Origin of the sequence: Streptomyces graminofaciens, from assembly GCF_030294945.1 — a bacterium.
Lineage (GTDB): Bacteria > Actinomycetota > Actinomycetes > Streptomycetales > Streptomycetaceae > Streptomyces > Streptomyces graminofaciens.
Genome location: NZ_AP018448.1, coordinates 7,852,240 through 7,878,930, shown reverse-complemented (window position 1 = coordinate 7,878,930; position 26,691 = coordinate 7,852,240). Strand labels below are relative to the sequence as shown.

General features: G+C 70.1%; 27 protein-coding genes. 9 read left to right on the top strand and 18 right to left on the bottom strand.

The window, feature by feature from the left end; all coding sequences use genetic code 11:
• Positions 1-18: 18 nt before the first annotated feature.
• Genes SGFS_RS34600 through SGFS_RS34585 form a run of 4 tightly spaced genes read right to left on the bottom strand, consistent with a single transcriptional unit; the run spans position 19 to position 3,014 of the window.
• Positions 19-1,341, bottom strand: coding sequence for an NADH-quinone oxidoreductase subunit D (locus tag SGFS_RS34600; RefSeq protein ID WP_286256115.1), 1,323 nt, complete (start codon positions 1,339-1,341; stop codon positions 19-21).
• Positions 1,338-2,090, bottom strand: a complete 753-nt coding sequence (locus SGFS_RS34595) for an NADH-quinone oxidoreductase subunit C (protein WP_286256114.1) — start codon at positions 2,088-2,090, stop codon at positions 1,338-1,340. Before SGFS_RS34595 ends, SGFS_RS34600 begins: the two co-directional genes overlap by 4 nt.
• Entirely contained in the window at positions 2,087-2,641 is a 555-nt protein-coding gene (locus SGFS_RS34590) for a NuoB/complex I 20 kDa subunit family protein (RefSeq protein WP_003998928.1), read from the bottom strand. Before SGFS_RS34590 ends, SGFS_RS34595 begins: the two co-directional genes overlap by 4 nt.
• Positions 2,642-2,654: 13 nt before the next feature.
• Entirely contained in the window at positions 2,655-3,014 is a 360-nt protein-coding gene (locus SGFS_RS34585; RefSeq protein WP_009310323.1) for an NADH-quinone oxidoreductase subunit A, read from the bottom strand.
• 726 nt (positions 3,015-3,740) lie between these two features.
• Between SGFS_RS34585 and SGFS_RS34580 the strand changes: the two genes are divergently transcribed.
• Positions 3,741-4,559 carry a C40 family peptidase gene (locus SGFS_RS34580; RefSeq protein ID WP_286256113.1) on the top strand — a complete coding sequence of 273 codons (819 nt, stop codon included), beginning with the start codon at positions 3,741-3,743 and terminating at the stop codon, positions 4,557-4,559.
• A gap of 311 nt (positions 4,560-4,870) precedes the next feature.
• Here SGFS_RS34580 and SGFS_RS51880 read toward each other — a convergent pair whose 3' ends face one another.
• Both SGFS_RS51880 and SGFS_RS34570 read right to left on the bottom strand, forming a co-directional pair.
• A complete protein-coding gene (locus tag SGFS_RS51880) occupies positions 4,871-5,074 on the bottom strand; it encodes an FAD-dependent oxidoreductase (RefSeq protein ID WP_434028102.1) in 204 nt (67 codons plus the stop codon).
• Between the two features lie 73 nt (positions 5,075-5,147).
• On the bottom strand, positions 5,148-6,440 hold the full coding sequence (locus tag SGFS_RS34570; protein ID WP_286256112.1) for a geranylgeranyl reductase family protein: 1,293 nt from the start codon (positions 6,438-6,440) through the stop codon (positions 5,148-5,150).
• 134 nt (positions 6,441-6,574) lie between these two features.
• Here SGFS_RS34570 and SGFS_RS34565 point away from each other — a divergent pair, with 134 nt between their 5' ends.
• A complete protein-coding gene (locus SGFS_RS34565) occupies positions 6,575-7,099 on the top strand; it encodes a GNAT family N-acetyltransferase (RefSeq protein WP_286256111.1) in 525 nt (174 codons plus the stop codon).
• Between the two features lie 174 nt (positions 7,100-7,273).
• Here SGFS_RS34565 and SGFS_RS34560 read toward each other — a convergent pair whose 3' ends face one another.
• From SGFS_RS34560 to SGFS_RS34540, 5 genes are all read right to left on the bottom strand, one after another.
• On the bottom strand, positions 7,274-9,343 hold the full coding sequence (locus SGFS_RS34560) for a zinc ribbon domain-containing protein (RefSeq protein ID WP_286256110.1): 2,070 nt from the start codon (positions 9,341-9,343) through the stop codon (positions 7,274-7,276).
• Positions 9,344-9,482: 139 nt separating this feature from the next.
• Positions 9,483-10,181 carry a demethylmenaquinone methyltransferase gene (locus SGFS_RS34555; protein ID WP_286256109.1) on the bottom strand — a complete coding sequence of 233 codons (699 nt, stop codon included), beginning with the start codon at positions 10,179-10,181 and terminating at the stop codon, positions 9,483-9,485.
• Between the two features lie 68 nt (positions 10,182-10,249).
• On the bottom strand, positions 10,250-11,353 hold the full coding sequence (locus SGFS_RS34550) for an acyltransferase family protein (RefSeq protein WP_286256108.1): 1,104 nt from the start codon (positions 11,351-11,353) through the stop codon (positions 10,250-10,252).
• A complete protein-coding gene (locus SGFS_RS34545; RefSeq protein ID WP_286256107.1) occupies positions 11,353-13,635 on the bottom strand; it encodes a bifunctional polysaccharide deacetylase/glycosyltransferase family 2 protein in 2,283 nt (760 codons plus the stop codon). The genes SGFS_RS34550 and SGFS_RS34545 overlap by 1 nt, the downstream gene beginning before the upstream one ends.
• A 19-nt stretch (positions 13,636-13,654) precedes the next feature.
• Positions 13,655-13,975, bottom strand: coding sequence for a hypothetical protein (locus tag SGFS_RS34540; protein WP_350284040.1), 321 nt, complete (start codon positions 13,973-13,975; stop codon positions 13,655-13,657).
• Between the two features lie 433 nt (positions 13,976-14,408).
• On the opposite strand from SGFS_RS34540, the gene SGFS_RS34535 reads away from it, so the two are divergent.
• Positions 14,409-15,434, top strand: a complete 1,026-nt coding sequence (locus tag SGFS_RS34535) for a chitinase (RefSeq protein WP_286256105.1) — start codon at positions 14,409-14,411, stop codon at positions 15,432-15,434.
• A 76-nt stretch (positions 15,435-15,510) separates the two neighbouring features.
• Here SGFS_RS34535 and SGFS_RS34530 read toward each other — a convergent pair whose 3' ends face one another.
• The 5 genes from SGFS_RS34530 to SGFS_RS34510 all read right to left on the bottom strand — a co-directional run bounded on the left by SGFS_RS34530 (position 15,511) and on the right by SGFS_RS34510 (position 21,204).
• A complete protein-coding gene (locus tag SGFS_RS34530) occupies positions 15,511-16,152 on the bottom strand; it encodes a hypothetical protein (protein WP_286256104.1) in 642 nt (213 codons plus the stop codon).
• A 7-nt stretch (positions 16,153-16,159) separates the two neighbouring features.
• Positions 16,160-17,359 (bottom strand): cyclic dehypoxanthinyl futalosine synthase, encoded by a 1,200-nt coding sequence (gene mqnC / locus SGFS_RS34525; protein WP_286256103.1) that lies wholly within the window; start codon positions 17,357-17,359, stop codon positions 16,160-16,162.
• A 134-nt stretch (positions 17,360-17,493) separates the two neighbouring features.
• A complete protein-coding gene (locus tag SGFS_RS34520) occupies positions 17,494-18,234 on the bottom strand; it encodes a prepilin peptidase (protein ID WP_286256102.1) in 741 nt (246 codons plus the stop codon).
• Positions 18,235-18,443: 209 nt separating this feature from the next.
• Positions 18,444-20,147, bottom strand: a complete 1,704-nt coding sequence (locus tag SGFS_RS34515; protein ID WP_286256101.1) for a serine/threonine-protein kinase — start codon at positions 20,145-20,147, stop codon at positions 18,444-18,446.
• Positions 20,148-20,343: 196 nt separating this feature from the next.
• Positions 20,344-21,204, bottom strand: coding sequence for a menaquinone biosynthetic enzyme MqnA/MqnD family protein (locus SGFS_RS34510; RefSeq protein ID WP_286256100.1), 861 nt, complete (start codon positions 21,202-21,204; stop codon positions 20,344-20,346).
• Between the two features lie 295 nt (positions 21,205-21,499).
• Between SGFS_RS34510 and SGFS_RS34505 the strand changes: the two genes are divergently transcribed.
• A complete protein-coding gene (locus SGFS_RS34505) occupies positions 21,500-21,703 on the top strand; it encodes a cold-shock protein (protein ID WP_003992177.1) in 204 nt (67 codons plus the stop codon).
• Between the two features lie 137 nt (positions 21,704-21,840).
• Here SGFS_RS34505 and SGFS_RS34500 read toward each other — a convergent pair whose 3' ends face one another.
• Positions 21,841-22,413, bottom strand: coding sequence for a helix-turn-helix domain-containing protein (locus SGFS_RS34500; protein WP_286256099.1), 573 nt, complete (start codon positions 22,411-22,413; stop codon positions 21,841-21,843).
• A 68-nt stretch (positions 22,414-22,481) separates the two neighbouring features.
• On the opposite strand from SGFS_RS34500, the gene SGFS_RS34495 reads away from it, so the two are divergent.
• From SGFS_RS34495 to SGFS_RS34475, 5 genes are all read left to right on the top strand, one after another.
• Positions 22,482-23,207 carry an AzlC family ABC transporter permease gene (locus SGFS_RS34495; protein WP_286256098.1) on the top strand — a complete coding sequence of 242 codons (726 nt, stop codon included), beginning with the start codon at positions 22,482-22,484 and terminating at the stop codon, positions 23,205-23,207.
• Positions 23,204-23,518 carry an AzlD domain-containing protein gene (locus SGFS_RS34490; RefSeq protein ID WP_286256097.1) on the top strand — a complete coding sequence of 105 codons (315 nt, stop codon included), beginning with the start codon at positions 23,204-23,206 and terminating at the stop codon, positions 23,516-23,518. The genes SGFS_RS34495 and SGFS_RS34490 overlap by 4 nt, the downstream gene beginning before the upstream one ends.
• Before the next feature lie 85 nt (positions 23,519-23,603).
• A complete protein-coding gene (locus SGFS_RS34485) occupies positions 23,604-24,083 on the top strand; it encodes a hypothetical protein (protein WP_286256096.1) in 480 nt (159 codons plus the stop codon).
• 169 nt (positions 24,084-24,252) lie between these two features.
• Positions 24,253-24,906, top strand: a complete 654-nt coding sequence (locus tag SGFS_RS34480; RefSeq protein ID WP_286256095.1) for a hypothetical protein — start codon at positions 24,253-24,255, stop codon at positions 24,904-24,906.
• A 13-nt stretch (positions 24,907-24,919) separates the two neighbouring features.
• A complete protein-coding gene (locus SGFS_RS34475) occupies positions 24,920-25,759 on the top strand; it encodes a hypothetical protein (RefSeq protein WP_286256094.1) in 840 nt (279 codons plus the stop codon).
• A gap of 56 nt (positions 25,760-25,815) precedes the next feature.
• Here SGFS_RS34475 and SGFS_RS34470 read toward each other — a convergent pair whose 3' ends face one another.
• Positions 25,816-26,610, bottom strand: a complete 795-nt coding sequence (locus SGFS_RS34470; RefSeq protein WP_286256093.1) for a hypothetical protein — start codon at positions 26,608-26,610, stop codon at positions 25,816-25,818.
• Positions 26,611-26,691 lie beyond the last annotated feature (81 nt).

The window sequence follows — 26,691 nt, the reverse complement described above, 5'->3', positions numbered from 1 at the left end:
CGCCCTCGGGGGTGGTGGTCACCGGTCGACGCCTCCCATCACGGGGTCGATGGACGCGACGGCGACGATGACGTCGGCGACCTGGCCGCCCTCGCACATCGCCGCCATGGTCTGCAGATTGGTGAAGGACGGGTCGCGGAAGTGGACCCGGAAGGGGCGGGTGCCTCCGTCGGAGACGACGTGCACCCCGAGTTCGCCCTTGGGTGACTCGACCGCCGCGTACGCCTGTCCCGGCGGGACGCGGAAGCCCTCGGTCACCAGCTTGAAGTGGTGGATCAGGGCCTCCATGGAGGTGCCCATGATCTTCTTGATGTGGTCCAGGGAGTTGCCGAGCCCGTCGGGTCCCAGGGCGAGCTGGGCGGGCCAGGCGATCTTCTTGTCGGCGACCATGACCGGGCCGGGCTGCAGCCGGTCCAGGCACTGCTCGACGATCCGCAGGGACTGGCGCATCTCTTCGAGGCGAACCAGGAAGCGGCCGTAGGAGTCGCAGGTGTCGGCGGTCGGGACGTCGAAGTCGTACGTCTCGTAGCCGCAGTACGGCTGGGCCTTGCGCAGGTCGTGCGGGAGGCCGGCGGAGCGCAGGATCGGGCCGGTGGCGCCGAGGGCCATGCAGCCGGACAGGTCGAGATAGCCGACGTCCTGCATACGGGCCTTGAAGATGGGGTTCCCGGTGGCGAGCTTGTCGTACTCGGGCAGGTTCTTCTGCATCTTCTTCACGAACTCGCGGATCTGGTCCACCGCGCCGGGCGGCAGGTCCTGGGCGAGTCCGCCGGGCCGGATGTACGCGTGGTTCATGCGCAGGCCGGTGATCAGCTCGTAGATGTCGAGAATGAGTTCACGATCTCGGAAGCCGTAGATCATGATCGTGGTGGCGCCCAGCTCCATGCCGCCGGTGGCGATGCACACCAGGTGGGAGGAGAGCCGGTTCAGCTCCATGAGGAGCACGCGGATGATCGTGGCGCGGTCCGGGATCTGGTCCTCGATGCCGAGGAGCTTCTCCACGGCGAGGCAGTACGCCGTCTCGTTGAAGAACGGCGTCAGGTAGTCCATGCGCGTCACGAACGTGGTGCCCTGGGTCCACGTGCGGTATTCGAGGTTCTTCTCGATGCCGGTGTGGAGGTAGCCGATGCCGCAGCGGGCTTCGGTGACGGTCTCGCCGTCGATCTCCAGGATGAGCCGGAGCACACCGTGCGTCGACGGGTGCTGGGGGCCCATGTTGACGATGATGCGCTCGTCGTCGGACCTCGCCGCGGTCTCGGCGACCTCGTCCCAGTCGCCGCCGGTGACCGTATATACGGTGCCCTCGGTGGTCTCGCGCGGAGTTGCGTGCTGCGTGCTCATGAGTACGACCTCCGCTGGTCCGGAGCCGGGATCTGGGCGCCCTTGTATTCGACGGGGATGCCGCCGAGGGGGTAGTCCTTGCGCTGCGGGAAGCCCTGCCAGTCGTCCGGCATCATGATCCGTGTCAGCGCGGGGTGGCCGTCGAAGACGATGCCGAAGAAGTCGTACGTCTCGCGCTCGTGCCAGTCGTTCGTCGGGTAGACGGGGACGAGCGTCGGGATGTGCGGGTCGGCGTCGGGGGCGGAGACCTCCAGGCGGATCAGCCGGTTGTGGGTGATCGAGCGCAGGTGGTAGACGGCGTGCAGCTCGCGGCCCTTGTCGCCGGGGTAGTGGACTCCGGAGACGCCGGTGCACAGTTCGAAGCGGAGGGCCGGGTCGTCGCGGAGGGTCCGGGCGACGCTCGGCAGGTACTCGCGCTCGATGTGGAAGGTGAGCTCGCCGCGGTCGACGACCGTCTTGTCGATCACGTTCTCGGGGACGAGGCCCTGTTCCTCCAGGGCGCCCTCCAGCTCGTCGGCGACCTCGTCGAACCAGCCGCCGTAGGGGCGGGCGGTGGCGCCGGGGAGCCGGATGGAGCGGACCAGGCCGCCGTAGCCGGAGGTGTCGCCGCCGTTGTTGGCGCCGAACATGCCGCGCTGGACGCGGATCTCCTCGCCGCCGTCGCCGCGCTGGCCCGGGAGGTTGGAGGCGGCGAGGTCCTTCTCGGGGTTCACCCCGTTCGCGTCGTTGGCGCCGTTCTTGTCGCTCATCGCAGCAGCCCCTTCATCTCGATGGTGGGGAGCGCCTTGAGCGCCGCCTCCTCCGCCTCGCGGGCCGCCTCCTCGGCGTTCACGCCGAGCTTGGACGTCTGGATCTTCTGGTGGAGCTTGAGGATCGCGTCCATCAGCATCTCGGGCCGTGGCGGGCAGCCCGGGAGATAGATGTCGACCGGGACGATGTGGTCGACGCCCTGGACGATCGCGTAGTTGTTGAACATGCCGCCCGACGAGGCGCAGACCCCCATGGAGATCACCCACTTGGGGTTCGGCATCTGGTCGTAGACCTGCCGCAGCACCGGCGCCATCTTCTGGCTGACCCGGCCGGCCACGATCATCAGGTCCGCCTGGCGCGGCGAGCCGCGGAACACCTCCATGCCGAAGCGCGCCAGGTCGTAGCGGCCCGCGCCCGTCGTCATCATCTCGATGGCGCAGCAGGCGAGGCCGAAGGTGGCCGGGAAGACGGACGCTTTGCGCACCCAGCCCGCGGCCTGCTCGACGGTGGTCAGCAGGAAGCCGCTCGGCAGCTTTTCTTCGAGTCCCATGGCTAAAGGCCCCTCAGTCCCATTCCAGACCGCCGCGCCGCCAGACGTACGCGTAGGCGACGAAGACGGTGAGCACGAAGAGCAGCATCTCCACGAGCCCGAAAACACCCAGGGCGTCGAAGGTGACGGCCCAGGGGTAGAGGAAGACGATCTCGATGTCGAAGACGATGAAGAGCATCGCCGTCAGGTAGTACTTGATGGGGAAGCGCCCGCCGCCGGCCGGCGTGGGGGTCGGCTCGATTCCGCACTCGTAGGCCTCGAGCTTGGCCCGGTTGTAGCGCTTCGGGCCGATCAGCGTGGCCATGATCACGGAGAAGATCGCAAAGCCTGCCCCGAGGGCTCCCAGTACGAGGATGGGCGCATAGGCGTTCACCGCTCCTCGCTCCTCTCAGTCGGCACTGACTGCTGGCGGATTGATGGACCGGCTCTCCTGCCTCATCTGTCCCGCCAGCCCCGCCGGTCCCAGGCGAAGATCGCGAACATGTGAAGCAGGTCACAAGCCCAACTGCCGTGCATCCTATGCCCGGCGGTCTGTGATCTGCGACACGGGGTACGGCACCGAGTTTGTGATCTCCACCACCTGACGAAGGATCATGAAGTCGGATGAGCGGCGATCTTCACACACGAAGCGTCAGAGTGATCACCAGAAGTGACATTTTCATTCATCGCCGCAGGTCGCAAGGGGCGTCTCCATATCAAGAGAGTTCCTCTGCATGCAAATTGGCGCTGGACGAGGGTGCTTGATAGTGGGCCGCGTTCACACCTCGGAGGGAGGTCCGGTGTGGAATGTGGACGCGTGCACGCGTTCACGAGCTCCGGCGGGCGGGCGGGGCGGGGCGGATACCCACGAGGCGCGGTCACACCGGTGACCGTTCCGTGACCTGCGCCACACCGATACGAGATCAAATCAAGCGGGCTTGGCCACCCGTCCCGTTCGATGGTAGGCGCGGGGCAATCCGGACGTAATTGCGAAAGCCCTTGATCACGGGCCCGATAGGGCGTGTCCATAATGCCCGTTACGGCGTCAATAAAGGCTGACGCGCTGAGATTTCAGGGGGCTGATTGAACAACTGTGGCACAGGACACGTTTCTTGAAGGTATGGAGCAGCCCCTGGTACCGCTTGTACCCATGTCCCACACCGCTCACATACGCAGCCACCGGAAGCCCCGCCGCAACACGTCGTCGATCGTGATGCGTGCGGGCGTTGCCAGTGGTGTCCTCGGCACCGTGGCAGTGGCCGGCGCAACGTCGGCGTTCGCCGCCGACGCGACGACGCAGACGCTCGAACTGCCCACGCTGACGGCCGACCTGGCCACGCAGGCAGCACAGTCCGCCGACGCCACCCAGCAGATGGCGGCCGACTACCAGCTGCAGGCCGAGCGGGACGCCGCCGCCGAGGACGCGGCCAAGCAGGCGGAGAAGGACCTCGCCAAGGCGAAGCAGGCCGAGGCCCGCAAGAAGGCCGCCGAGGAGGCCGAGCGGAAGGCCGAGGAGCGCGCCTCGCGCAACAACGAGCGGACCACCCTCACCTCCACCTCGACGACGGCGAGCGCGCCCGCCAGCGGCAGCGTCGCCACCGTCATCAGCTTCCTCAAGTCGCAGCTCGGCGACGCCTATGTCCTGGGCGCCACGGGCCCCAACGCATGGGACTGCTCCTCGCTGGTCCAGGCCGCGTTCAAGCAGGTCGGCGTGGACCTCCCCCGGGTCTCGCAGGACCAGTCGATGCAGGGCACCGACATCCCGCTGTCCCAGATCCAGGTCGGCGACATCCTGTACTGGGGCTCGAAGGGCTCGGCGTACCACGTGGGTGTCTACATCGGTAACGGCCAGTACCTCGACGCGGCGAACCCCTCCAAGGGCGTCGTCATCCAGGACCTCTCCGGCTACCCGGCGTCGGGTGCGGTGCGCGTGCTCTGACGCGCGGACGCCCCGCACGGGCGTTTTCCGGGCCTTCTGGAGGGCCGCTTCCCCGATGGGGGCAGCGGCCCTCAGGCCTGCCCTCGAAGGGGCGCCGAGGGCCATGCGGGGGCTCTACGGGGCATGTCCGTGCGGACGCAGTCGCCCGCGAGGAAGAAGTCCGGGACGGCCGTGCGGGCCGTGGGGCGGTCGTAGAGCGCGCCCGTAGTGGAAGAGGAGCCGTTCACGGTTCTGCGGGTCGGGCCGCCGAAGCCCGTCTCGCCGGAGTCGTTGAGCGCGTCCCGGAGCTGGGCCCAGCACTCGGCGGCTGCCTACTCGTGGACGGTGACGGCGTAGCCGCGTTCGGCGAGTTCGTGCGCGGCGCTGAGGCCGGAGGCTCCGCCGCCGAGGACGGCCACACGTTTGCCCGCGGCGGGGACGGGAGCGGCCGCCGCGGGCGGGGCGCCCCTTGAAACGAGGGCGTCGGCGGGTGGGGAGGTGGGGACGGGACGGAAGGTAGCGTCCCGATCGCCCACAGCACCCTTGCACCGGGCTCACCGGGCTCACCGGGCTCACCGGGTCATCCGGCTCACCCGGCGGGTTCACCCGTCACGCCTTGGGTGCCACCTTGCTCAGGCCGTTGATGATGCGGTCCATCGCGTCGCCGCCCGTCGGGTCGGTGAGGTTGGCGAGGAGCTTCAGGGTGAACTTCATCAGCAGCGGGTGGGTGAGACCGCGCTGGGCGGCGATCTTCATGATCTTGGGGTTGCCGATGAGCTTCACGAAGGCGCGGCCCAGCGTGTAGTAGCCGCCGTAGGTGTCCTTGAGGACCTGCGGGTAGCGCTGGAGGGCGAGTTCGCGCTGGCCGGGGGTGGCGCGGGCGTGGGCCTGGACGATGATGTCGGCGGCGATCTGGCCGGACTCCATGGCGTAGGCGATGCCCTCGCCGTTGAAGGGGTTCACGAGGCCGCCGGCGTCGCCGACGAGCAGCAGGCCCTTGGTGTAGTGGGGCTGGCGGTTGAAGGCCATGGGGAGGGCGGCGCCGCGGATCGGGCCCGTCATGTTCTCCGGGGTGTAGCCCCACTCCTCGGGCATGGACGCGCACCAGGCCTTCAGAACCTCGCGCCAGTCCAGCTCCTTGAAGGCGGCGGAAGTGTTGAGTACGCCCAGGCCGACGTTGCTCGTGCCGTCGCCCATGCCGAAGATCCAGCCGTAGCCGGGGAGGAGGCGGTCCTCACCCGGCCCGCGGCGGTCCCACAGCTCCAGCCAGGACTCCAGGTAGTCGTCGTCATGGCGCGGAGAGGTGAAGTACGTCCGGACGGCCACGCCCATCGGGCGGTCCTCGCGGCGGTGCAGGCCCATCGCCAGCGACAGGCGGGTGGAGTTGCCGTCGGCGGCCACCACCAGCGGGGCGTGGAAGGTGACTTCGCGCTTCTCGTCGCCGAGCTTGGCGTGGACGCCGGTGATACGGCCCGTGCGGTCGTCGATGACGGGCGCGCCCACGTTGCAGCGCTCGTGCAGCCGGGCGCCCGCCTTCTGGGCCTGGCGGGCGAGCTGCTCGTCGAAGTCGTCGCGCTTGCGGACGAGTCCGTAGTCCGGGTAGGAGGCGAGATCCGGCCAGTCGAGCTGGAGGCGGACGCCGCCGCCGATGATGCGCAGGCCCTTGTTGCGCAGCCAGCCCGCCTCTTCGGAGATGTCGATGCCCATCGACACGAGCTGCTTGGTGGCGCGCGGGGTGAGGCCGTCGCCGCAGACCTTCTCCCTCGGGAAGCTGGTCTTCTCGAGGAGCAGTACGTCGAGGCCGGCCTTCGCCAGGTAGTACGCGGTGGTGGAACCGGCTGGCCCGGCCCCGACGACGATCACATCGGCGGTGTGTTCGGTAAGGGGCTGGGGCTCGGTCACGACGGTTTCTCCCCAAATGCGTAGAAGGTTCGAAGCGAATGGTTCTCTGGAAGACCAGAAAACATGTGCCGACAGGCGTCGGACATGGGCAGTCTATTCAGCGGTACCGATCACTTGGCTGAAGGGCTGCCCCAGTGAACCAAGCTCTCCCCGACGCACGGCCCCTTCCCGATGTACGGCTGCGCGTTCCCACCGACGAGGACGCCATCGCCTGGCACCGGATCTTCGACGACCCTGACGTCATGGAGTTCCACGGGGGCAGGTCCGCCGAGCTGTCCGTCTACGAGGAGCTCACCGCACGCCAGCGTCGTCATGACGCCGAACGCGGGTTCTGTCTGTGGAGCATGCTCGACGAGGAGGACCGGGTCATCGGCTTCACGGGCGCCCAGCCCTGGCCCCGGGACTGGGGCCCGGCCGGCGAGATCGAGATCGGGTGGCGGCTCGGCCGCGAGCACTGGGGCAAGGGATATGTGACGGCCGCCGCCCGGCAGACCCTGGAGCGGGTGCGGACGGCGGGCGTGACCAGCGTCGTCGCCATGGTCAACGCCCGTAACGAGCGCTCCATCGCGGTCACCAGACGGCTCGGGATGGAGCTGGCGGAGACCTACACGACACCCGTTTCGCAGCAGCAGGGGCACTGCTTCCGGCTCGGGCTCTGACGGGCGGTACGCCGAGCGGCACGGGGTGGCGTTGAGGCCGCCGCCGCAGGGGCGGCCAGTCGTCCGGGCGCGGGTTGTCTCTGGTTGCGCGGGTTGCCTCTGGTTGCTCGCGAAGCTCCCCGCGCCCCTCGGAAGCAGGGGCGCGGGTGTTCGCCTCTTCGGTTACAGGTGCCCTTACTTCTGCAGGAGCAGAATCGCCGCCGCCGCGCCTCCGCCGATCACGAACGCCGCCGTGATCGTGATCGTCCAGATCAGGGTCTTGTTGCGGGGCTCGGGGGCCGGTGCGGCCGGGAGCTGGTGGCCGAGTTCGACCATCGGCATCTCGTGCGGGGACGGGACCGACGTGGCCTGTACCGGCGTCGACGGAACCTGGGGCGGGATCGAGTGGCCCGCCAGGGCGCCCGGCATGGCCGGCAGCGGTGGGGCGATCACTCCCGTGCGGCCACCCACCATCTGGACCAGATACGGCGCCAGGAAGGCCGCCGCGAAGATCCAGAGCAGGCCGAAGAGCATCGACTCGGGGATGTTGAGACCGATGTCGGCCTTGCCCGCCGCGGACAGTTCGCTGCCGAAGTCGCCCGAGGCGTAACCGGAGGCCTCCATCGAGAATCCGCCGATGCCGGCCAGCAGGAGGAAGAGGCCGAAGAACACGCCGGCGGCCAGGAGTTGTTCGCCCCGCCCGGCCGAGCGGCGGGCCGCCAGTACACCGAGGGTCAGGGCACAGACCGTACCGAGCGCCAACGCGCCCACGACCGCCCAGGAGTTGACGGCGTCGCCGAGCTGGGAGAGCCCGAACGACTCGTGCTCATAGGCGCCGTACGGGCTGGAGTCGCCGAACCCGTAGTCGTCCGAAGAGCCGTAGTCGTCCGACGAACCGTCACCGTACGAAGAGCCGTCGCCGTACGAGGAGCCGTCGCGCTGGTACGACGTGGGGCCGCCCTCGCCCTCGACGGACGCGCCCCAGGAGAGGCCGAGCAGATGGATCGCGAGGTTCGGGAGCAGGAACAAGGCGACCAGGAGCGGGGAGACCTCGCCGTCCATCTCGGACTTCAGCTCGTCGCTCTGGGCGACGACGATGAACGCGACGAGCGAGCAGAGGGCGACGACGATCGCCATGGCGCGTACGGCCGTGCCGGTCGCCCGGAACAGGGCCTGCGGGCCGGGGCGGCTGGCCAGCCAGGCGGCCAGGTCGTCGCGTTGCAGCAGCGCGCCCGAGACGACGGCCGCGACCAGCAGCGCGCCCAGCGCCGCGAGCCACGGTGACGTGGAGATCTCGACGAGGACGACCGTGGGCTGGGCGAACAGGCCGAGCAGCAGGACGGCGACGGTCACCAGCAAGGTGACCCGCAGGGCCGCTTCGAGCCCGGCGGTACGGCCACCGACACCCGCACCCGCACCGGTGCCCCCGGCGCCAAGGGTCCCCCAGGCTCCGCCGCCACCGGCTCCGGCCATGCCGTACGCCCCGCGTGTCGCCAGTCGCGTACGCAGCTGCCGTACGCCGATGACGAGCGCGGCGATGAACAGGACCGTGACCGTGAGCGGGACGAGGGTGACGTTGAAGGCGGCCTCGGCCGTCCGGAGGTCGCCGCCGCTGTAGCCCCTGTTGGCCTCCGTGATCTCGAAGCCGCCGCCGAGGCCCTGGAGGAGGGCCGCGAGGGCGATGCCCAGCCGGTCGCCGAAGCCGACGGCGACCTCGTCCTCCTGGCCGTACGACGGGATGGCCAGCGCGATGGCGGCCACGAGCAGCAGCCCGATCGGCCAGAGCGCGGCCAGCGCGGATCCGGCCCAGTCGCCCCGGAAGGCCCGGCCGAGGAAGGCGCCCACGGGTGAGGGGCGGGCGGGGACGGGGGCGTAGCCGGGAGGAGCAGGCGGGCCGAGTGGCGGGGCTCCCGGCGGAGCGACGGGGGGCGTTCCCGGTGGGGCGAACGGCGGTGCCCCGTACGGAGCCGCCGGTGGAGCGGCGGGGAACATTCCGGGCGCGGTCGGCGGTACGGCCGGGGCCGGCACAGCTCCGGGCGGGGCCGCGGGCGGCGCGGCCGGGGCCGGTGGCGGCGGGGCGGTGGGCGGAACGGGAGGCGCCCCGGCGCCGACCTCGGCGCCGACGGCAGCTTCGGAAGCGGCACCGGCCTCGGCACCGGTCTCCGCCCCGCTCGCCTCAGCCGGTACGCGTTCCCGCCCGCACTTCATGCAGAAACGCGCCTCGTCGGGACCGGGTGTCCCGCAGTGCGGGCAGTAGGACGTCATGGGAACGCTCCGTCATCCAGAAAACTCGTGCCGTGAGGGGACGTGCTGACACGTCCCGGACGTACTCGGACGTATTCAACGGACGATGTTTTCTGTTGACCGGTTCCCGTCAATATGACGCCCTTTACGGGCATCCCCCTTACGAGTGAACCTTGAACCCTCGATGCAGCGCGACGACGCCCCCTGTGAGGTTGCGCCACGCCACCTTCGACCAGCCCGCCTTGGTCAGCCGGTCGGCGAGACCGGACTGGTCGGGCCAGGCCCGGATGGACTCCGCCAGATAGACGTACGCCTCGGGGTTGGACGACACCGCGCGGGCCACCGGCGGCAGGGCCCGCATCAGGTACTCGGTGTAGACGGTCCGGAACGGCGCCCATGTCGGGTGCGAGAACTCGCTGATCACGATCCGGCCGCCGGGCTTGGTCACCCGGTACATCTCGCGCAGCGCCGCGTCCGTGTCCTGCACATTGCGCAGGCCGAAGGAGATCGTCACCGCGTCGAACGTGTCGTCCTTGAACGGCAGCCGTGTCGCGTCGCCCGCGGTGAACGGCAGCCAGGAGTTGCGCTCCTTGCCGACGCGGAGCATGCCGAGGGAGAAGTCGCAGGGCACGACGTACGCGCCGGCCTGGACGAAGGGCAGTGAGGAGGTGCCCGTCCCGGCCGCGAGGTCGAGGATCTTCTGCGCGGGGCGCGCGTCCACCGCCTTCGCGACCTCCTTGCGCCAGCGCCGGTCCTGTCCGAGGGACAGCACGTCGTTGGTCAGGTCGTACCGTTCCGCCACGTTGTCGAACATCGAAGCGACTTCGTGCGGCTGCTTGTCCAGGGATGCGCGGGTCACGGGCCCATTGTGGCAGTACGGGCCGGACGCCCCCACGTCCGGCCCACCCACCCGCGTAGGTACGCGGTCTACGGCAACAGCTTCGGTTCCTTCTTCGCCGCGACGTCCTCCACCCAGCCGCACACCAGGACGAACACCGCGATCAGGACCCAGCCGATGCCGAACATGAACCACTGGCTCTCCAGCGGCAGCCACTTCTCGAAGGCGGGTACGTTCCAGAACTGGTCGATCAGCGGGACGGCCAGGATCAGCGCGATCTCGTGCCAGAGGTAGATCGTCACGGCACGCGAGTTGAAGATCGTGACGACCCGGTCGAGGCGCTTGCGCCGGGCCAGCCAGGCGAAGTCGACCTCGAAGTACCCCTTCGCGTACATCAGCAGCGTCACGAACCCGGCGGAGAAGAATGCCTGTGCGAGCGGGATGTCGTCGAGGTCGTACGAGCCGGTCTCCTCCTGGTGCGTGAAGGCGTACCAGGCGCCGAACCCGAGGGCCGCGAGCGAGAACGCGGTGACGGCGAACGGCTTCAGCCGGGCCAGGACGCCGTCGCGGTGCGCGAAGCCGAGCATCCAGCAGAACAGGAAGGTGGCCAGGTCGGTCAGGGCGTTGCCGAGGCGGTTGTCCGGGGGCTCCCAGAGGAAGTGGAAGGCCAGGACGGGGGTGAGGGAGGCGAGCAGGACCGGGACGGGGGCCAGCCGGAACGCCCTCAGCAGGAGGGGGGAGAGCAGGACGAACCAGAGGTAGGTGCGCAGGTACCAGAGGATCTCCCAGGCCTGCTCGCCCCAGGCGTTGCCCGGGGGGTCGCCGAGCGGGACGACCCAGAAAACTATCTGCCAGCCGGGCATCCAGTCGTGGATCAGCATGGCGACGACGACGAAGAAGCCCCAGAACCAGAAGGGTGGCAGGAGACGGCGGACGCGGCTTCTGATCACCTTCAGGGGTGGGCGTTCCAGGGACTTGGCCATCAGGGTGCCGGCCAGGGCGAACATGACGCCCATGGAGGGGAAGGCCATACCGGCCCAGGCCCAGCCGAAGGTGTGGTAAGTGACCACGCGTACCAGGGCGACGGCTCTGAGGGTGTCGAAGTAGCGGTCCCTCGGCGGGGGCGAGGGGGTCCGCTGCACCTGGACCCTGATTTCAGGCTCAGTCACCGCTGCTCTCCTGTGCGACCCCATCAGTTCGCCCCGGCCGGTGTGCCGACCTCGCCCGTGCGCTTGAGTTTCTGCCAGCGCAGGCGGCCGCCCGTGAGGGCCGTGATACAGGAGTGGATGAGGACGAGGTACATCATCTGGCGGTAGGCCAGTTGCTGGAGCGGGAGCATCAGCAGATAGCGGTACTTCTCCTTGTCGAGCTTGAAGGCGTAGGCGGCGCAGATGAGTTGGACGGCCAGGACCGCGAGCCAGGCCAGCAGTGACGCCTGGAAGTCGACGAAGATCATCGCGTAGACGGTGAAGACGTCGATGAGGGGGGCGAAGACCGGGGTGAGGATCTGGAAGATCACGACGAGTGGCATGCCCACGCGGCCGAAGCGGCCCGACGGGCCCTTGTCCGTCAGGGACTTGCGGTGCTTCCACAGGGCCTGCATGGTGCCGTACGACCAGCGGTAGCGCTGGGACCACAGTTGCTTCAGGGAGCCCGGGGCCTCGGTCCAGGCGCGGGCGTGCTCCTGGTAGACGACGCGCCAGCCCGCGCGGTGCATGGCGATGGTGATGTCGGTGTCCTCGGCGAGGGTGTCCTCGCTCATGCCGCCGACCTCCAGGACGGCGTCGCGGCGGAACGCGCCGATCGCGCCCGGGATGGTCGGCATGCAGCGCAGCAGGTCGTACATGCGGCGGTCGAGGTTGAAGCCCATGACGTACTCGATGTGCTGCCAGGCGCCGATCATGGTGTTGCGGTTGCCGACCTTGGCGTTGCCCGCGACCGCGCCGACGCTCGGGTCGGCGAAGGGCTGCACGAGCTTGGCGACGGTGTCGGGCTCGAAGACGGTGTCGCCGTCCATCATCACGACGATGTCGTAACTGGCGTTCCGTACGCCGTTGTTGAGGGCGGCGGGCTTGCCGGCGTTCTCCTGGCGGATGACGCGGACGTTGGGGTAGCCGAGCGCCTCGGCGATCTCCTTGGTGCCGTCCGTGGAGCCGTCGTCGACGACGATGATCTCGATGGGGTGGGTGCTCCGGGCGAGGGAGTGCAGCGTGTTGGCTATGCACTCCTTCTCGTTGTACGCGGGCACGATGACCGTCACCGGGCCGGTGATCGGCGGCCCCCAGCTGAACCGGCGCTTGTTTCGCTCACGGAAGTGGCGTCGGGCGAGGATGAGCATCATCCCGAAGCGGCCCATGACGGCGACGCCGACGACCATCAGGCCGACGGAGAGCGACGGGACGGTCCACTCGGCGACGTAGACGGCCGCGACGAGGGCCCTGCCCTCGTAGAGGGTGGCGCCGGTGGCGGTGCGGTGGGCGGCCTGCGGGTCCGAGGTGCCCGGGGTGCCCTGCCCGTTCGCGGCCGCGCCGCCCTGCGCGTCGGATCCGGGCGCGCCGCCGGGAGCACCCGCCTGGGCCGTACCGCTCGCGGCCTCGTCCTTCTGCAGGGCGCCGCTGACGGTCGTGAAGGTGTACCCCTTCGCCTTCATCTTCTCGATGTACGTGCCGAGCGCCTCGACCGTCTGGGAGCGGTCGCCGCCCGCGTCGTGCATGAGGACCGAGGCGCCCTCGCCGTCGTCCGGCGTGGCCCACTTGATGATCTTCTTGACGCCGGGCTTCTTCCAGTCGTCGCTGTCGGTGTCGACGAAGACGCTGGTGTAGCCCTCCTCGCCGAGCTTCTGGTAGACGGGCCAGCTGAAGTTGTCGATGGCGTCCGTCTCGGAGGAGTACGGGGCGCGGAAGAGCGTCGTCGTGATGCCGGCCGCGCCCGCGAGCGCGAGTTGCGTCTGGGTCATCTCCCGGGTGATGCGGGCGTCGCTCTGGTACGACAGGTCGACATGCGTGAAGGTGTGAATGCCGATCTCATGGCCGTCGTCGACCATGCCCCGCACGATGGCCGGATAGCGCGACACCATCGAGCCGACCACGAAAAAGGTCGCCGGGACGTCGTACTTCTCCAGGACGTCGAGGATCTTCGGTGTCCAGGTCGGGTTCGGACCGTCGTCGAAGGTGAGCGCGATGGTCTTGTCCGGCACGGACCGGGTCTGGGCCTCGCCGCCGCGGAAGGTGAGGATCGGCCCGCCGTCGAGGATGTCCTCGGGTACGTCGCCGGAGCCGGCCCCGGTGCGTACGCGCTGGTCGCCGCCGACCTCGGCGCGCAGATAGCCGTCGAGCAGCATCACGCTGGTCAGCCCGAGCAGAAGCAGCAGGGCGAGGATCACCCGGGGCTTCTGCAGGGCGGCGGCCCTGCCGGTGGCCCGCTGGAGCTTGGAGGGGGCGCGTCGGCGGCCGCGGGAGGGGGTCGTCGTGGTCATGAGAGTGGCTGCCCTTCCGTCAGTTCGCGGAGGCGGACGCGGACGGTACGGCGGTGGGGGCGCCCGAGGGCGGAGTGCCGCCCGGGGCTCCGCCGGGGGCGCCGGAGGGAACGCCTTCGGGGGCGATGCCGCCCTGGGGCTGCGGGCCGTTGCCGCCGCCGGGCGCGCCGGTCCCGCCGCCTCCGCCACCGAAGGGGAACAGCTCGGACGGGGACGCGGAGATGCCCCAGCCCATGAACGCCATGCCGAGGAGGACGGCATAACCGAGGCAGACGACTCCGAGGAAGACACCGAAGTGGCGCAGCAGCCTGGCCCGGCGCCCGGAGTTGTCGACGAACACGGGCCCCTCTTCGGCGGCCCCGGCCCCGGCCCCGTTTCCCCGTTTGCGGCGACGACCGCGGGCCGGTGTGCCGGCTGCGGAGGCTGAGTTTTCGATTGCGGACTCGCTTTGCATTCCCCGGATATTAGGGAGGCTTTATGTGGTCGATTCTCGGGTTCTCATGTGAGACGCCCATGAGAAACGTCTTAACCTGTCCGTTTCCTTAGAGAATCCAAGAACGCCTGTGAAGCGGGGAGAGGTTGCCTTCGGGGCGATATGCACTGGTTCAAAGGTCCGGATCGCCTGTTGGATACCCCTTTTCCCATGCACAGCCCATGGAATGGCGATCTTCATCTGGCACAGGCTGATGTGATTCTTTTCCCTGGCACAAACACGCTTTGTTTCCATCCTGCGACGAAAATCACGAGCGACCACGAGAGCTGGTGCATACGCGATGAGGTATTTCCCGAAGCCGGTCGCCGGGCTGTTGTGCCTGGTGGCGATGGCCTGCGCGGGCTGCTCCGCGGAGAGCTCGGGGGGCAGTGCTTCGGCGACGACCACCCCGTCCGCGTCGACGCCGAGCGCCACGGCCACCGCCGAATCGACGACGACGTACGCCCCCTATGTGGACGCCACGTCCGCGTCCGACCTCGACGACGCCGGGTCGGCGGCCGCGTACAACCTGGCGTTCGTGATCGCGGACGGCTCGGACTGCACACCGGCGTGGAACGGGACGACCGCGATCGACGACTCGTCCGTCAAGTCCCGCGTCTCGGCGCTCACGGAGTCCGGGGCGTCGGTGCGGGTGTCGTTCGGCGGGGCCGACGGGAAGGAGCTGGCGGAGGCCTGCGACAGCGCGTCCGCGCTGGCCGAGGCGTACGGCGCGGCGCTCGACGCGGCCGGCTCGACCGAGGCCGACTTCGATGTCGAGGGGGACGCGCTGGCGGACTCCGACTCCGTGAGCCTGCGCTCGAAGGCGATAGCCCTGCTCCAGGAGGACCGCCCCGACCTCTCCGTCTCCTTCACCCTCCCGGTCATGCCGGACGGCCTCGACGACGACGGCGTGGCCCTGCTGGAGTCGGCCAACGACCACTCCGTCCAGGTCTCCACGGTCAACATCATGACCATGAACTACGCCAGTTCGTACGGCGGTGACATGGGCGACTACGCGGAGGAGGCCGCCTCGGCGACGCACGAGCAGTTGATGGACGTCTTCGGGACGTCGGACTCCACGGCGTGGGGGGCGTTGGCGTTGACCTCGATGCTCGGCGTCAACGACGTGGACAACGAGACGTTCACGTTGGAGGACGCGGCGCAGGTGCGGGAGTTCGCGGACGATAAGGGGGTTGCCTGGGTTTCCATGTGGGCGGCTTTTCGGGACCGTGCGTGTGATGAGGATTCGTCCTCGGACGACCCTTTGACGAATTGCAGTGGGATTGAGCAGGAGGACGGGGCGTTCGGGGAGGCGTTTTCGGGGTGAGGTCGGGGGTTTCGGTCGTATGCGGACCGCGGGTTCGTCGTTGCTTGTCGCGTAGTTCCCCGCGCCCCTTTGGTGCTCAGCGGCGGCGGTGTACGAGCCGTCCGCCCAGGACAGTGGCCACACAGGTGCCCGCGCCCTTCGCCGTCAAAGCGGACTCGTCCTCCACGTCGAACACGGCGAAGTCGGCCAATTCCCCTACGGCGAGCGGGCCGTGGACGGTGCCCGGCAGGTCGTAGCCCTCCACGAAGGGGTCCAGGGCCGGGCCGTCCCATGCCGGGGCGGCCTGCCGCCAGGCGTCCGGTACCTCGCGCAGGCCCGAGCGGGTCACGGCCTGGCGTACCCCGTCCGGGAAGGGGCCGCCCAGATGGGTCGTGCCGTGGGCGAGCATGCGTTGGAGGCCGCGTCGTACGCTGCCGGCCATGCGGGTCGCGTCCGGCGCGAGGGTGTCCAGGGCCGCGCCGGTGATCGGCTCGGTGCCGAGGGTGTCGGCCTCGCGGGGGTCGGGGTGGTAACAGCGGGTCAGCAGCCAGCGGCCGTGCAGCTGTCGCAGGCCGGGGGTGAGCACGCCCGGCCAGCGGCGTACGCGTACACCCTCGTCGGCGATGTCCGCGTAGCGTCCGATCGCCGCGACGCGGTCGCCCTCGACGAGGACGGCGCCGTCCACGACGGGGGCCGCGCCGACCGGCAGGACGAGCGGCGCCGTGTGAATCGTGCGCATGGGGGGCCTAGTTGGTGCTGAGCAGCTTCAGCTCGGGGTGGGCCGTGCCGCCCTCGATCGCCGTGGACGAGATGTGGGACATGACGCGCTCGTCGACCGGGTCGTTCGCCGGGTCGTCGTGGACGACGAGGTGCTCGTAGGTCGTCGCGCGCTGAGCGGGCACGCGCCCGGCCTTGCGGATCAGGTCGATGATCTCCAGGCGGTTGGAGCGGTGCTTGGCTCCGGCGCTGGAGACGACGTTCTCCTCCAGCATGATCGAGCCGAGGTCGTCCGCGCCGTAGTGCAGGGACAGCTGGCCGACCTCCTTGCCCGTGGTCAGCCACGAGCCCTGGATGTGGGCGATGTTGTCCATGAACAGGCGCGCGATGGCGATCATGCGCAGGTACTCGAAGATCGTCGCCTGCGTACGGCCCTTGAGGTGGTTGTTCTCGGGCTGGTACGTGTACGGGATGAAGGCTCGGAAGCCGCCCGTCCGGTCCTGTACGTCACGGATCATCCGCAGGTGCTCGATGCGCTCGGCGTTGGTCTCGCCCGTGCCCATCAGCATGGTGGAGGTGGACTCGACGCCCAGGTTGTGCGCGGTCTCCATGATCTCCAGCCAGCGCTCGCCGCTCTCCTTCAGCGGGGCGATGGCCTTGCGGGGACGGGACGGAAGCAACTCGGCGCCGGCGCCCGCGAAGGAGTCCAGGCCGGCGGTGTGGATGCGCTGGATGGCCTCCTCGACGCCCACCTTGGAGATACGGGCCATGTGCTCGACCTCGGAGGCGCCGAGGGAGTGGATGACCAGCTGCGGGAACGCCTTCTTGATGGCGGCGAAGTGCGTCTCGTAGTACTCCACGCCGTAGTCCGGGTGGTGGCCGCCCTGGAACATGATCTGTGTGCCGCCCAGCTCGACGGTCTCCGCGCAGCGGCGCAGGATGTCGTCGAGATCGCGCGTCCAGCCCTTGTCCGTGGCCTTCGGCGGGGCGTAGAACGCGCAGAACTTGCACGCCGTGACGCAGACGTTCGTGTAGTTGATGTTCCGCTCGATGATGTACGTGGCGATGTGCTCCGTGCCCGCGTACCTCCGGCGGCGTACGGCGTCGGCGGCGGCGCCGAGCGCGTGCAGCGGGGCGTCGCGGTAGAGGTCGAGCGCCTCCTCTGGCGTGATCCGCCCGCCCTCGGCGGCACGGTCGAGAACGGACTGGAGGTCGGCCTTCTCGGTCACCGGGAGCGTCCCCTTCGTAGTGTTCCTAAGGGTTGAACGGACCAGGCCAGACTACGCCAGCGGTTCGGATCGGCCGACGTCAGCCCGTCCGCCTGTGGACAACTCGGGGCGAAGGGTGTGGCGTGTGTGTCGGGTCAGGCCGCGTACGCCTCCAGCAGGAGCCCCACGAAGGCGCCCGCGATCATGAAGGGGCCCAGGGGGACCGACTGGCCGCGTACCGCGCGGCCCCGCAGGGCGAGCGCCACCGTGTAGAGGCTTCCCAGGAGCGCCCCGGCGAACGTGCCCAGGTACAGCGCGCCCCAGCCGTACCAGCCGAGGGCCGCGCCGAGGCCGACGGCCAGTTTCACGTCGCCGAAGCCGAGGGCTATGGGGCGGATGAGGAAGAAGAGGAAGTAGAAGCCGCCGAGGGCCAGGGCCCCGTAGACCGCCGTGCGCCACTGGCCCGCGTGTTCGGGGACGAGGGCGACGACTCCCAGGAGGGTGAGGGCGAGGGCCGCGAGGGGGAGGGTGAGGGGGTCGGGGAGGCGCTGGACTCTGAGGTCGACGAGGGTGAGGAGTACGCCGAGGGGGGCGAGGAGGAGCCATACGGCCAGTTCGGGGCGGGTGCCGGTGGCCAGGGCGAGGGCGGCGCAGACCAGGGCGGTGGTCAGGGTGACGGTGGGGGTGGCGGGGCCGTACGGGGTGCCGTCCGGGGAGCGGGCGGGGCCCAGCCAGCCACGGGCGGGGCCGGTGAGGGGGTGGCCGGCGGGGCAGGTGTCCCGCCAGGGGGCTTCCTCGTCGACGGCGAAGCGGTATGCGGCGCGGGGGAGCAGCGTGCCGGTGGCGGCGCCCCAGAGGAGGGCGACGGTGACGGTGAGGCCGAGGACGAGATCCACGGCGGCAACCCTATGAGCCACCGGGGACTTTTTCGCCCCCTCCGCCCCTGCCCGCCCCTGCCCGTCCCGTCCCTGGGGGCTGCGCCCCCGGACCCGGGTGAGTTGTTGGCTGCGAGCCGGTGGGGGCTTGTCACGCGGTTCCCCGCGCCCCTTGAAAGCAACGGCCCCACCCACCCCCACGCGGGGCGAAAACCCTGCCCGCTACTCCACTACTCCACCTTCGCCATCCGCGCCGTCGGATCCCCCGCCTTCGCGTTGTCCGACGCGTACTGCAATTCGTCGCCCATCGGAGTGAAGGTCACCTCATGGGTGTTCGTCGTGCACGTACCGGGGTTGTCCTTCTCCGCGACGCTCGTGACGACGATGTGCTTGGCGGCGACGGACTTGAGGATCAGCCGGTCGTCGCAGTTGCCGCCGAGGAGGTCGGTGGAGCGGAACGTGCCGATCTCCTCCCCGACTTCGGCCGACTTGAGCGTCACCCGGAACGTTCCCGCGGGAAGACTGCCGTTCAGGGCGTAGCCGTCGCCCTCCCAGGTGCCGAGGTACTTCGCGGGCACGGCACCGTCGTCGCCGCCCATGTCCGCGTCCGACCCATCGGTCGCGCTCGCACTCCGCGACGGCGCGGGCGCGGCCGCCCCGTCCTTGCTGCCGGCCTCGTCGTCCCCCAGCATCCCGAACACGAACACCGACCCCACACTCACCGCCGCGAACGCCCCCGCGACAGCCAGCGCGACCGTACAACTCACCTTCCGGCCACGTCCGTTCACGTCACTGGTGGAGGTCGCAGCCACGCTGACGGACAACTTGCCGGCCCCCGCCCCGGCGGGCACCGCGTCCTCCGGGCCGGCCACCACCGGCTGCCCCGGCACATACGTGGGCGGCGACGGCACCATGACCGGCGGCGGCCCGAACACCCCACCACCGGAACCAGCTCCTCCGGAAGCCGCGTCCGCCCCCGGCTCCCCCACCGACGGGCTGCTGAACCCCACGACCCCGGACACCGCGCCGACGCCGTCCACCGCGTCCAGGTTGAGCAACTGCACCGCGCTCCGGCCGACCTGTTCCACCATCGGCCCCGGCAGCCACCCCGCCGCCACCAACCGGGCCGCGCCCTCTGGCGCCAGGGCCCGGGCGACTTCGTCCGGGCCCGGACGCGCGCTCGGCTCCTTGGCGAGGCAGCGCTCGACCAGCTCCCGCAGCTCGCCCTCCAGGGAGCCCAGCCGGGGCTCCTCGTGGACGACCTTGTAGAGGAGGGCGGCGGACGAGTCACCGGGGAAGGGGGACTCGCCGGTCGCCGCGTACGCCAGGACCGCGCCCAGGGAGAAGACGTCGGCCGCGCCGGTGACGCCCTTGCCGAGGATCTGCTCGGGAGACATATAGCCGGGAGAGCCGACCGAGACGCCCGTGGACGTCAGCGACGCCGTGCCGTCCGTGGCGCGGGCGATGCCGAAGTCGATGAGAAGAGGGCCGTCGACGGTGAGGAGGACGTTGGAGGGCTTCACATCACGGTGGACGAGGCCGAGCGCGTGCACCGCCGAGAGCGCCTCGGCGAGGCCTGCGCCCAGGACCCGTACGGAGTGCGTGGGCAGCGCGCCGCCGTCGGCGATCGCCGCCGCGAGGGAGGGGCCGGCCGCGTACGCCGTGGCCACCCAGGGCACGGACGCCTCCGGGTCGGCGTCGAGCACGGGGGCCGTCCAGGCGCCGCCGACCCGCCGGGCCGCGTCCACCTCACGCCGGAAGCGGGCGCGGAACTCCTCGTCCAGCGCGAAGTGCGGGTGCACGACCTTGACGGCGACGGTACGGCCGCCCGAGCTGCGCCCCAGGTAGACGCGGCCCATCCCGCCCGAGCCGAGCCTGCCGAGCAGCCGGTAGGGCCCCACGACAGTGGGTTCGCCCGCGCCGAGTGGTTGCATGACGCCCACACCTCCCCCGTACGTCCTGCTCTCCACAACTCTCCACGCCTCCCCAGCAGGGTAGTGCCGTACGCCCGAATGGGAATGCGAACGGCGGCCGCCGGTTCCGGGGCCTTGCCACAGACCCCGGAATTCGTCAAACGAATTTTCCGGAACCCGCGGGAAGTGAATGCTCAACAAACGGAGGAAATGTTCATCAATCTTGCGGAAGCGGGGAAAGCAGTTCCACCTTCACGTCCGCCGGAAATCCGGTCGTCGGGCCGACCCGGCGCGCGAACTCGGCGACCGCCGCCAGCTGCGGGCCGCCGAAGCGGAAGTCGAGGGTGGTGAAGTACCGCTCCAGGACCTCCTCGTCGAAGGACTCCCAACGGGCGGCCTGCTCGGCGACCTTGCCGACCTCGTCGAGGGAGAGGTTGCGGGAGGCGAGGAAGGCCTCGTGGACCTGACGGGTGATGACCGGCTCGCGCTCCAGGTAGTCGCGGCGGGCGGCCCAGACGGCGAAGACGAAGGGCAGGCCCGTCCACTCCTTCCAGAGCGTGCCGAGGTCGTGCACTTCGAGGCCGTAGCGCGGGCCGTCGAGCAGGTTGGCGCGCAGGGCCGCGTCGCCGATGAGGACGGCGGCCTCGGCCTCCTGCATCATCAGGCTCAGGTCGGGCGGGCAGGTGTAGTAGTCGGGCCGCACTCCGTAGCGATCCGTCAGCAACAGCTGGGCGAGGCGGACGGAGGTGCGCGAGGTCGACCCGAGGGCGACCCGGGCGCCGTCCAGTTCGTCCAGCGGGACCTTGGAGACGATCACGCAGGACATGACCGGGCCGTCGCAGCCGACCGCGATGTCGGGGAAGGCGACCAGGTCGTCGGCGTTCTTGAGGAACTCGACGAGGGTGATGGGCCCGATGTCGAGCTCTCCCCGCACGAGCCTCTCGCTGAGCTTCTCCGGGGTGTCCTTGGTCAGCTCGAAGTCGAGCAGCGTGCCCGTTCTCGCGAGCCCCCAGTACAGGGGCAGGCAGTTCAGGAACTGGATGTGGCCGACGCGCGGCCGGGTGCGAGAATTGTCCACATCGCGAGGCTAGACCTCGCGGGGTACGGAGCGGGCTTCGGGGTCGTATCGGTGTCAACACGGCGCCCCGGCGGATCAAACATCCGGGTGACGTGATCTTGCCCTCTATTGCATTCCGGTGCCTGCGTGCTAGGCTCGCCGCAAGTTGCAGTTTGGTTTCCCTTGCAGTACAGAGCCTGCGGAGCATGTGACCGCGGGCTCTCGTCGTTTTCAGACGTATGCAGTTGTGCGGCATCTTGTTTTCACACTTGCAGGGTTCTGGAGCAGGGCAACCCTTTGGGCCCAAGGAGGGCTTATGGCTACCGGAACCGTGAAGTGGTTCAACGCCGAAAAGGGCTTTGGCTTCATCGCCCAGGAAGGCGGCGGCCCCGACGTCTTCGTCCACTACTCCGCCATCAACGCGAGCGGCTTCCGTTCGCTGGAGGAGAACCAGCAGGTCTCCTTCGACGTGACGCAGGGCCCGAAGGGTCCGCAGGCGGAGAACGTCACCCCCGTCTAATTCGAGGGATGCCCCTCTAAAGACGTCTGAGAGCAGTACCCAAGGAGCCCCTCGCCGTTCGCGGTGCAGGGGCTCCTGCCTTTCCCGGCCTGGAGGGCCAGGGCCCTGATGGATCTCCGCGGAGATCCATCAGGGCCCTAGATGTGCTGCATCACGAGCACGAACGTCGTGCCCGGCGCCAACGCCTCGTACGAGTGCGGTACGTCGCCCCGGAACGCCATGTAGTCCCCGGGGCCGAGTTCGACCTCCTCACCCCGCGGGCCCGCCTTCACCAGGCCCGTGCTCACGGTCAGATGCTCGACCGTTCCCGGAATGTGCGGCTCCGACTCCCGTACCGAACCCGGCTCCAGTTGCGTCCGGTAGATGTCCCGCCGGGCGCCGGGCGGGCTCGCGGAGAGCAGGACCGCCGTGTAGCTGGACCGCTCGGAGTGGACGGTCGGACCCTCCCCCGCGCGGATCACCTGGACCGCCGGTGCCGGCGGCTCGATCAGCGTGCTGAACGGGACTCCGAGCGCGACCCCCAGCGCCCAGATCGTCTCCATGCTCGGATTGCCGCCCGCCGCCTCCAGTTGGGAGAGCGTCGACTTCGCGATGCCGGCCCGTTTGGCCAACTCGGACAGGGAGAGCCCGGCCCGGGCGCGCTCGCGCCGCAGGGACGCGGCGATCCAGTCGAGGGGGAGACGGGAGGGCGGGGAGGCGCCTTCGGACATGTCGTTCGCTCCATCGGTACGTTCGTTCGCCTTGACGAACATCGGCCGCTCTGTCCATTGTAGAAAACATGCGTTCGCCACTCCGAACACCCACGGCTGCCTCCCTTGTCCGCGACAGCTCCCTCGTCTGGCTCGCCGCCGGTGTCGTCGGGGTCTCCTTCGGCGCGATCTCCGTGGCCGGTGGGCTGCCGGTGTGGGTGCCCGTGGTGATGTCGCTGGTGGTGTACGCGGGATCGGCGCAGTTCAGCGCGGTCGGGGTGCTGCTCGCCGGGGGCGGGCCGGTCGCGGCGGCGGCCACCGGGCTGATGCTGAACACCCGTACGGCAGCGTTCAGTCTGGCGGTCGGCGACATCCTCGGACCCGGCCGCGCGGCCAGGCTGCTCGGCGCCCATCTCGTCACCGACGAGACCGTGGCCTTCGCCCTCGCCCAGCGGGACCCGGCCCGGCGCCGGGCCGCGTTCTGGGTCTCCGGGATCGGGCTCTTCACGGTGTGGAACGTGTGCGTGCTGGGCGGTGCGATCGGCGGTTCCGCGCTCGGCGACACCGCCGCGCTCGGCCTGGACGCGGCGTTTCCGGCCGTGCTGGCCGCCCTTGTCCTCCCGGCGCTGCGCGACGACCCCGGCGGCCCTGATGACGCCGGGGCCCCGGGCGGTTCCACCCTCTCCGGCCTGCGGCGGGCCGCGTTCGCCGGGGCGGTGGTGGCTCTGGCGGTCACGCCGTTCGTGCCGGTGGGGGTGCCGGTGCTGCTGGCGCTCGCCGGTCTGGCGCTGGTGGGGCGGAGGGCGCCGGCATGAGCGCGACGGTCGCGATGATCCTCGTCCTCGCCGTCGGTACGTACGCCTTCCGGCTCACCGGCCCGCTGCTGCACGGGCGGGTCGACATCCCCGTACGCGTACGGGAGTTGCTGGCCGCGGCGGCCGTGGTGCTTCTGGTCGCGCTGCTGGCGACGGGCGCGCTGACCGAGTCCGGCGGATTCGCCGGGTGGGCGCGGCCCGCCGGGGTGCTGCTGGGTGCCGTACTCGCGTGGCGGCGGGCCCCGTTCGTGGTGGTGGTGCTGGGGGCGGCGGTGACCACGGCCGCGCTGCGGCTGGCGGGTGTGGCTTAGGGCCCTTCCGGGGCGAACGTTTCGCCGGGCTCCCGCGTCGTAGGGGCGCAGGAGTGGGACGGGCAGCGGAGGGGAGCGGCAGTACATGACCAGTACACGTGGGGCCGTACGGCGGGGCCGGGCCGCGGTGGGTGGCGTCGTCGTGTTTGTGCTGGCCACGGGGTGCGGGGGTGTCGTTGTCGGCGAGGGGGCCAATGAAGGGGACAAGGGGCAGTCGGCCGCCGAGTGGGTCGCGTGCTCCACGACGATGGCGGTCGGTGATGTGGCCTCCGTGCGGAAGTCCGCCGAGGAGGGGAACATCGTGGTGACCTTCGAGGTCACGGAGTGGCTGAAGCCGGCTCGGGGGGACCGTCGGATCACCCTCGATGTGGTCGACCCCGGCACGCACGACGACCAGCAGCGGGTGAAGGCCGGGCAGCATCTGCTGATCGCGGTTCCGGAGCGGGACGATCAGGCGCTGGGTGTGGTCGAGGGCGACGGCCTGGCGCTGCAACGGCGTCAGATCAAGAAGTACCTCGACGAGGCGGAGACCACGGCCTGCCCGTCGCCGTGGAAGGCGGGCTGATCCGGGCGGCGGGAACGGCCGCCACCTCGGGACGTATGCATCAACTCGCATATATCTTGCGGTAGTTGATATTCCGGTGCCTAATGAGGCTCATGTTGCCCGTGGGGTGAGCGCGCGCCTCGCGGGGTGTGTTCGACCGCAACGCGCAAACGGGGGATTTGGGGGAATCTTGACGCATGTTCCGATCCATGGTGCCCGCCGGGTCGCCGGGGCTCTCGCCCTGGCGCTGGGGGCACTGTTCCTGACCGCGCCGTCCAGCCCGGCTGCCGACCTCGACGCGGACGCGGCGGCGGCCGGAGCCATCGACAACATCGCGCCGACCGCCCACTACGACGTGCCGTGCCGCAAGGGCCTCGTCTGCCAGACCGACAACGCCACGCTCACCTATTACATGGACTCCGGCGGCGGCAACAAGCTGGAGGCCGACGACAAGGCGACCGTGCGGGACGTACTGAACAGCGAGTACGCCCCGACCGACCTGTCCGTCAGCTACGACTCGTCGCCGTCCTGGTCCGGTGACGCGGAGACGGACATCTACTACAGCGAGGGCACGGTCTCCGGCAGCGACGACGGGTTCACCTACTGCGAGAACCCCGCGTCGGGCATCTACAAGTGCGACCAGCAGTACATCAAGATCGAGCCCGGCTACTGGTCCTACGGCCTGACCTGCCACGAGACCGGGCACGCCGTCGGCCTGCTGCACGGGATGGACTCGCAGCCGACCGTGGGCGCACAGGACTCCCGGCTGGGCTGCATGAAGAAGTCGGTCGGAGGCGAAGGGCTCGGCGACAACAACAAGCGCAACATCAACAGCGTCTACTGACACGGGGGTTGGGATGACGAGAGCATCAAGGACACAGGTCGCCGTCGGTGTCGGCGCGGCGGCCGTGGTCGTCGCGACGGGGCTGGCGATGGCCGTCACCGGGGACAAGGCCGGTGAGAAGGCGGGCGAGAAGGGGCGGTCGGGGGAACGCGCGGTCATCCTCGCCGAGGGCAGCGACCGCTTGCCCGCGCAGACCGCCGAGGACTGGGTGACGTACGCGGACCACGCGGTCGTCGTCACGGCCGTCGACGAGGCGGCCGTCGAACCCGATACGGCGGACCCGGACGACCCGGCGGGCGCGGCCGGTCCGGTCATGCGCGAGGTCACCCTGCGCGTCGACAAGGTGCTGTGGTCCGCCGAGAACCCCGCCCACTCGGCCCCCTCGTCCTTCCGGTGGGACGCGTACGGGTGGCACCAGGACGAGGACGGCGGGCGTGTGGAGATGTCCGGCGCGAACGAGCCGCGGATCGAGCCCGGCCACACCTATGTGATGGCGCTGCAGTGGGAGCCGCCGCGGTGCCCGCCGGGGGACGAGCCGATTCCGGGCCAGTGGCGCGGCCTCGGCGACGAGTCGACGATCCCGTACGACGGCCAGGTGCTCGGCAAGGGCGAGTTCGAGGGGGAGACGCGGACGGCGGAGGCGGCGCGGTCCGCCGAGTCGGGTGCGTCGGGTGTGTCCGCGCTCGACACGGAGCCCGAGGGGGAGCCGGAGTACGTCGTGCTGAGGGACGAGTACAGCGGCCGTAGCGCGGAGGAGCTGGCGGGGAAGCTGAAGAGCACCGAGCCTGTGGCGGCGGCGGAGGAGAGTGGAGCGCCTGGCGCGGCTGCTCTGGCCGCCGCCGACTGCGAGTAGCAGCCGGCGCGGGCACTGGCCCCGCGGGCACTGGCCCCGGACCCGATCGGTACCGGTCAGGCGCCCCGGGCCAGTGTCTCCAGCACCCGGCGGGTGGTGGTCCCCTGTCCCGGGAGGTCGGGCTCCAGTCCCTGGGCGCGCAGGAGGGCGGTGAGGGAGGCCTGGACGACCTCGGCGCCCTCCGGGGCGACGCGTTCGGAGACCTCGAACCAGTCGAGCCGCTCGCCGCCATGGCCGGCGGCGGGGCTCAACGTCCAGTGCTCCAGGGTCACTTCGTGGTGGTCGAGGCGTACGCCGTTCCAGCGCACCGCGTCGACCGGGCCGAGTATGTCGAGGGCGTCGAAGGGGACGTGGGCGTCGGCGCAGTCGGCGAGGAAGGCCCGCTGCCGGTCGGAGAAGACCGACTCCAGGGGCTTCGCGCCGGCGACGGCCGCCTCCACCGCCGTACCACCGCAGTCGGAGGTGAGCGCGGCCGACAGGGCCTGGCGGTCCCCGGACCAGGCGCTCGCCAGAAGGAGGGAGTCCGGTCCCTGCTCACGGAAGCGCAGCCACTGTTCCGAGAGCCGGGACCGGCGGCAGGGTCGCAGTTCCGCTGTCGCGACCCCGCCCCGCCCGCTCCCCGCCCGTAGGCACAGGATCAACCCCGCATCCAGAAGCGGCAGTTGACCTGGCGCCGTGGAGCGGGCGAGGGCCTCACAGAAGTAGACGCGGCGCCGGGCTCCCCCGGTGTCCGGCGCCAGCGCCCGGGTCGCGGCGGCCGTGCCCGCATCCGAGAACGTCACCTTGATCTCGACCGAGTCGAGCCGGTCGGGCTCAGAGGTGAGGTCCCCGCGAATCTCGGATGCCGGCATGAGCCGTCCCCCTTGTTCCGCGACCTGCTTGGTTCCCCGTGTCGTGCTGGTGGTGCGAATGGTGCTTCCCCCGTTGCTTCG

Coding starts and splice junctions, on each gene's coding strand:
- SGFS_RS34500 (WP_286256099.1), bottom strand. CDS start 22,413: ATGTCCGAAGGCGCCTCCCCGCCCTCCCGTCTCCCCCTCGACTGGATC.
- SGFS_RS34530 (WP_286256104.1), bottom strand. CDS start 16,152: ATGCGCACGATTCACACGGCGCCGCTCGTCCTGCCGGTCGGCGCGGCC.
- SGFS_RS34560 (WP_286256110.1), bottom strand. CDS start 9,343: ATGACGTCCTACTGCCCGCACTGCGGGACACCCGGTCCCGACGAGGCG.
- SGFS_RS34545 (WP_286256107.1), bottom strand. CDS start 13,635: ATGACCACGACGACCCCCTCCCGCGGCCGCCGACGCGCCCCCTCCAAG.
- SGFS_RS34535 (WP_286256105.1), top strand. CDS start 14,409: ATGAGGTATTTCCCGAAGCCGGTCGCCGGGCTGTTGTGCCTGGTGGCG.
- SGFS_RS34515 (WP_286256101.1), bottom strand. CDS start 20,147: ATGCAACCACTCGGCGCGGGCGAACCCACTGTCGTGGGGCCCTACCGG.
- SGFS_RS34550 (WP_286256108.1), bottom strand. CDS start 11,353: ATGGGGTCGCACAGGAGAGCAGCGGTGACTGAGCCTGAAATCAGGGTC.
- SGFS_RS34590 (WP_003998928.1), bottom strand. CDS start 2,641: ATGGGACTCGAAGAAAAGCTGCCGAGCGGCTTCCTGCTGACCACCGTC.
- SGFS_RS34485 (WP_286256096.1), top strand. CDS start 23,604: ATGACCAGTACACGTGGGGCCGTACGGCGGGGCCGGGCCGCGGTGGGT.
- SGFS_RS34505 (WP_003992177.1), top strand. CDS start 21,500: ATGGCTACCGGAACCGTGAAGTGGTTCAACGCCGAAAAGGGCTTTGGC.
- SGFS_RS34580 (WP_286256113.1), top strand. CDS start 3,741: ATGGAGCAGCCCCTGGTACCGCTTGTACCCATGTCCCACACCGCTCAC.
- SGFS_RS34490 (WP_286256097.1), top strand. CDS start 23,204: ATGAGCGCGACGGTCGCGATGATCCTCGTCCTCGCCGTCGGTACGTAC.
- SGFS_RS34470 (WP_286256093.1), bottom strand. CDS start 26,610: ATGCCGGCATCCGAGATTCGCGGGGACCTCACCTCTGAGCCCGACCGG.
- SGFS_RS34595 (WP_286256114.1), bottom strand. CDS start 2,090: ATGAGCGACAAGAACGGCGCCAACGACGCGAACGGGGTGAACCCCGAG.
- SGFS_RS34475 (WP_286256094.1), top strand. CDS start 24,920: ATGACGAGAGCATCAAGGACACAGGTCGCCGTCGGTGTCGGCGCGGCG.
- SGFS_RS34495 (WP_286256098.1), top strand. CDS start 22,482: ATGCGTTCGCCACTCCGAACACCCACGGCTGCCTCCCTTGTCCGCGAC.
- SGFS_RS34600 (WP_286256115.1), bottom strand. CDS start 1,341: ATGAGCACGCAGCACGCAACTCCGCGCGAGACCACCGAGGGCACCGTA.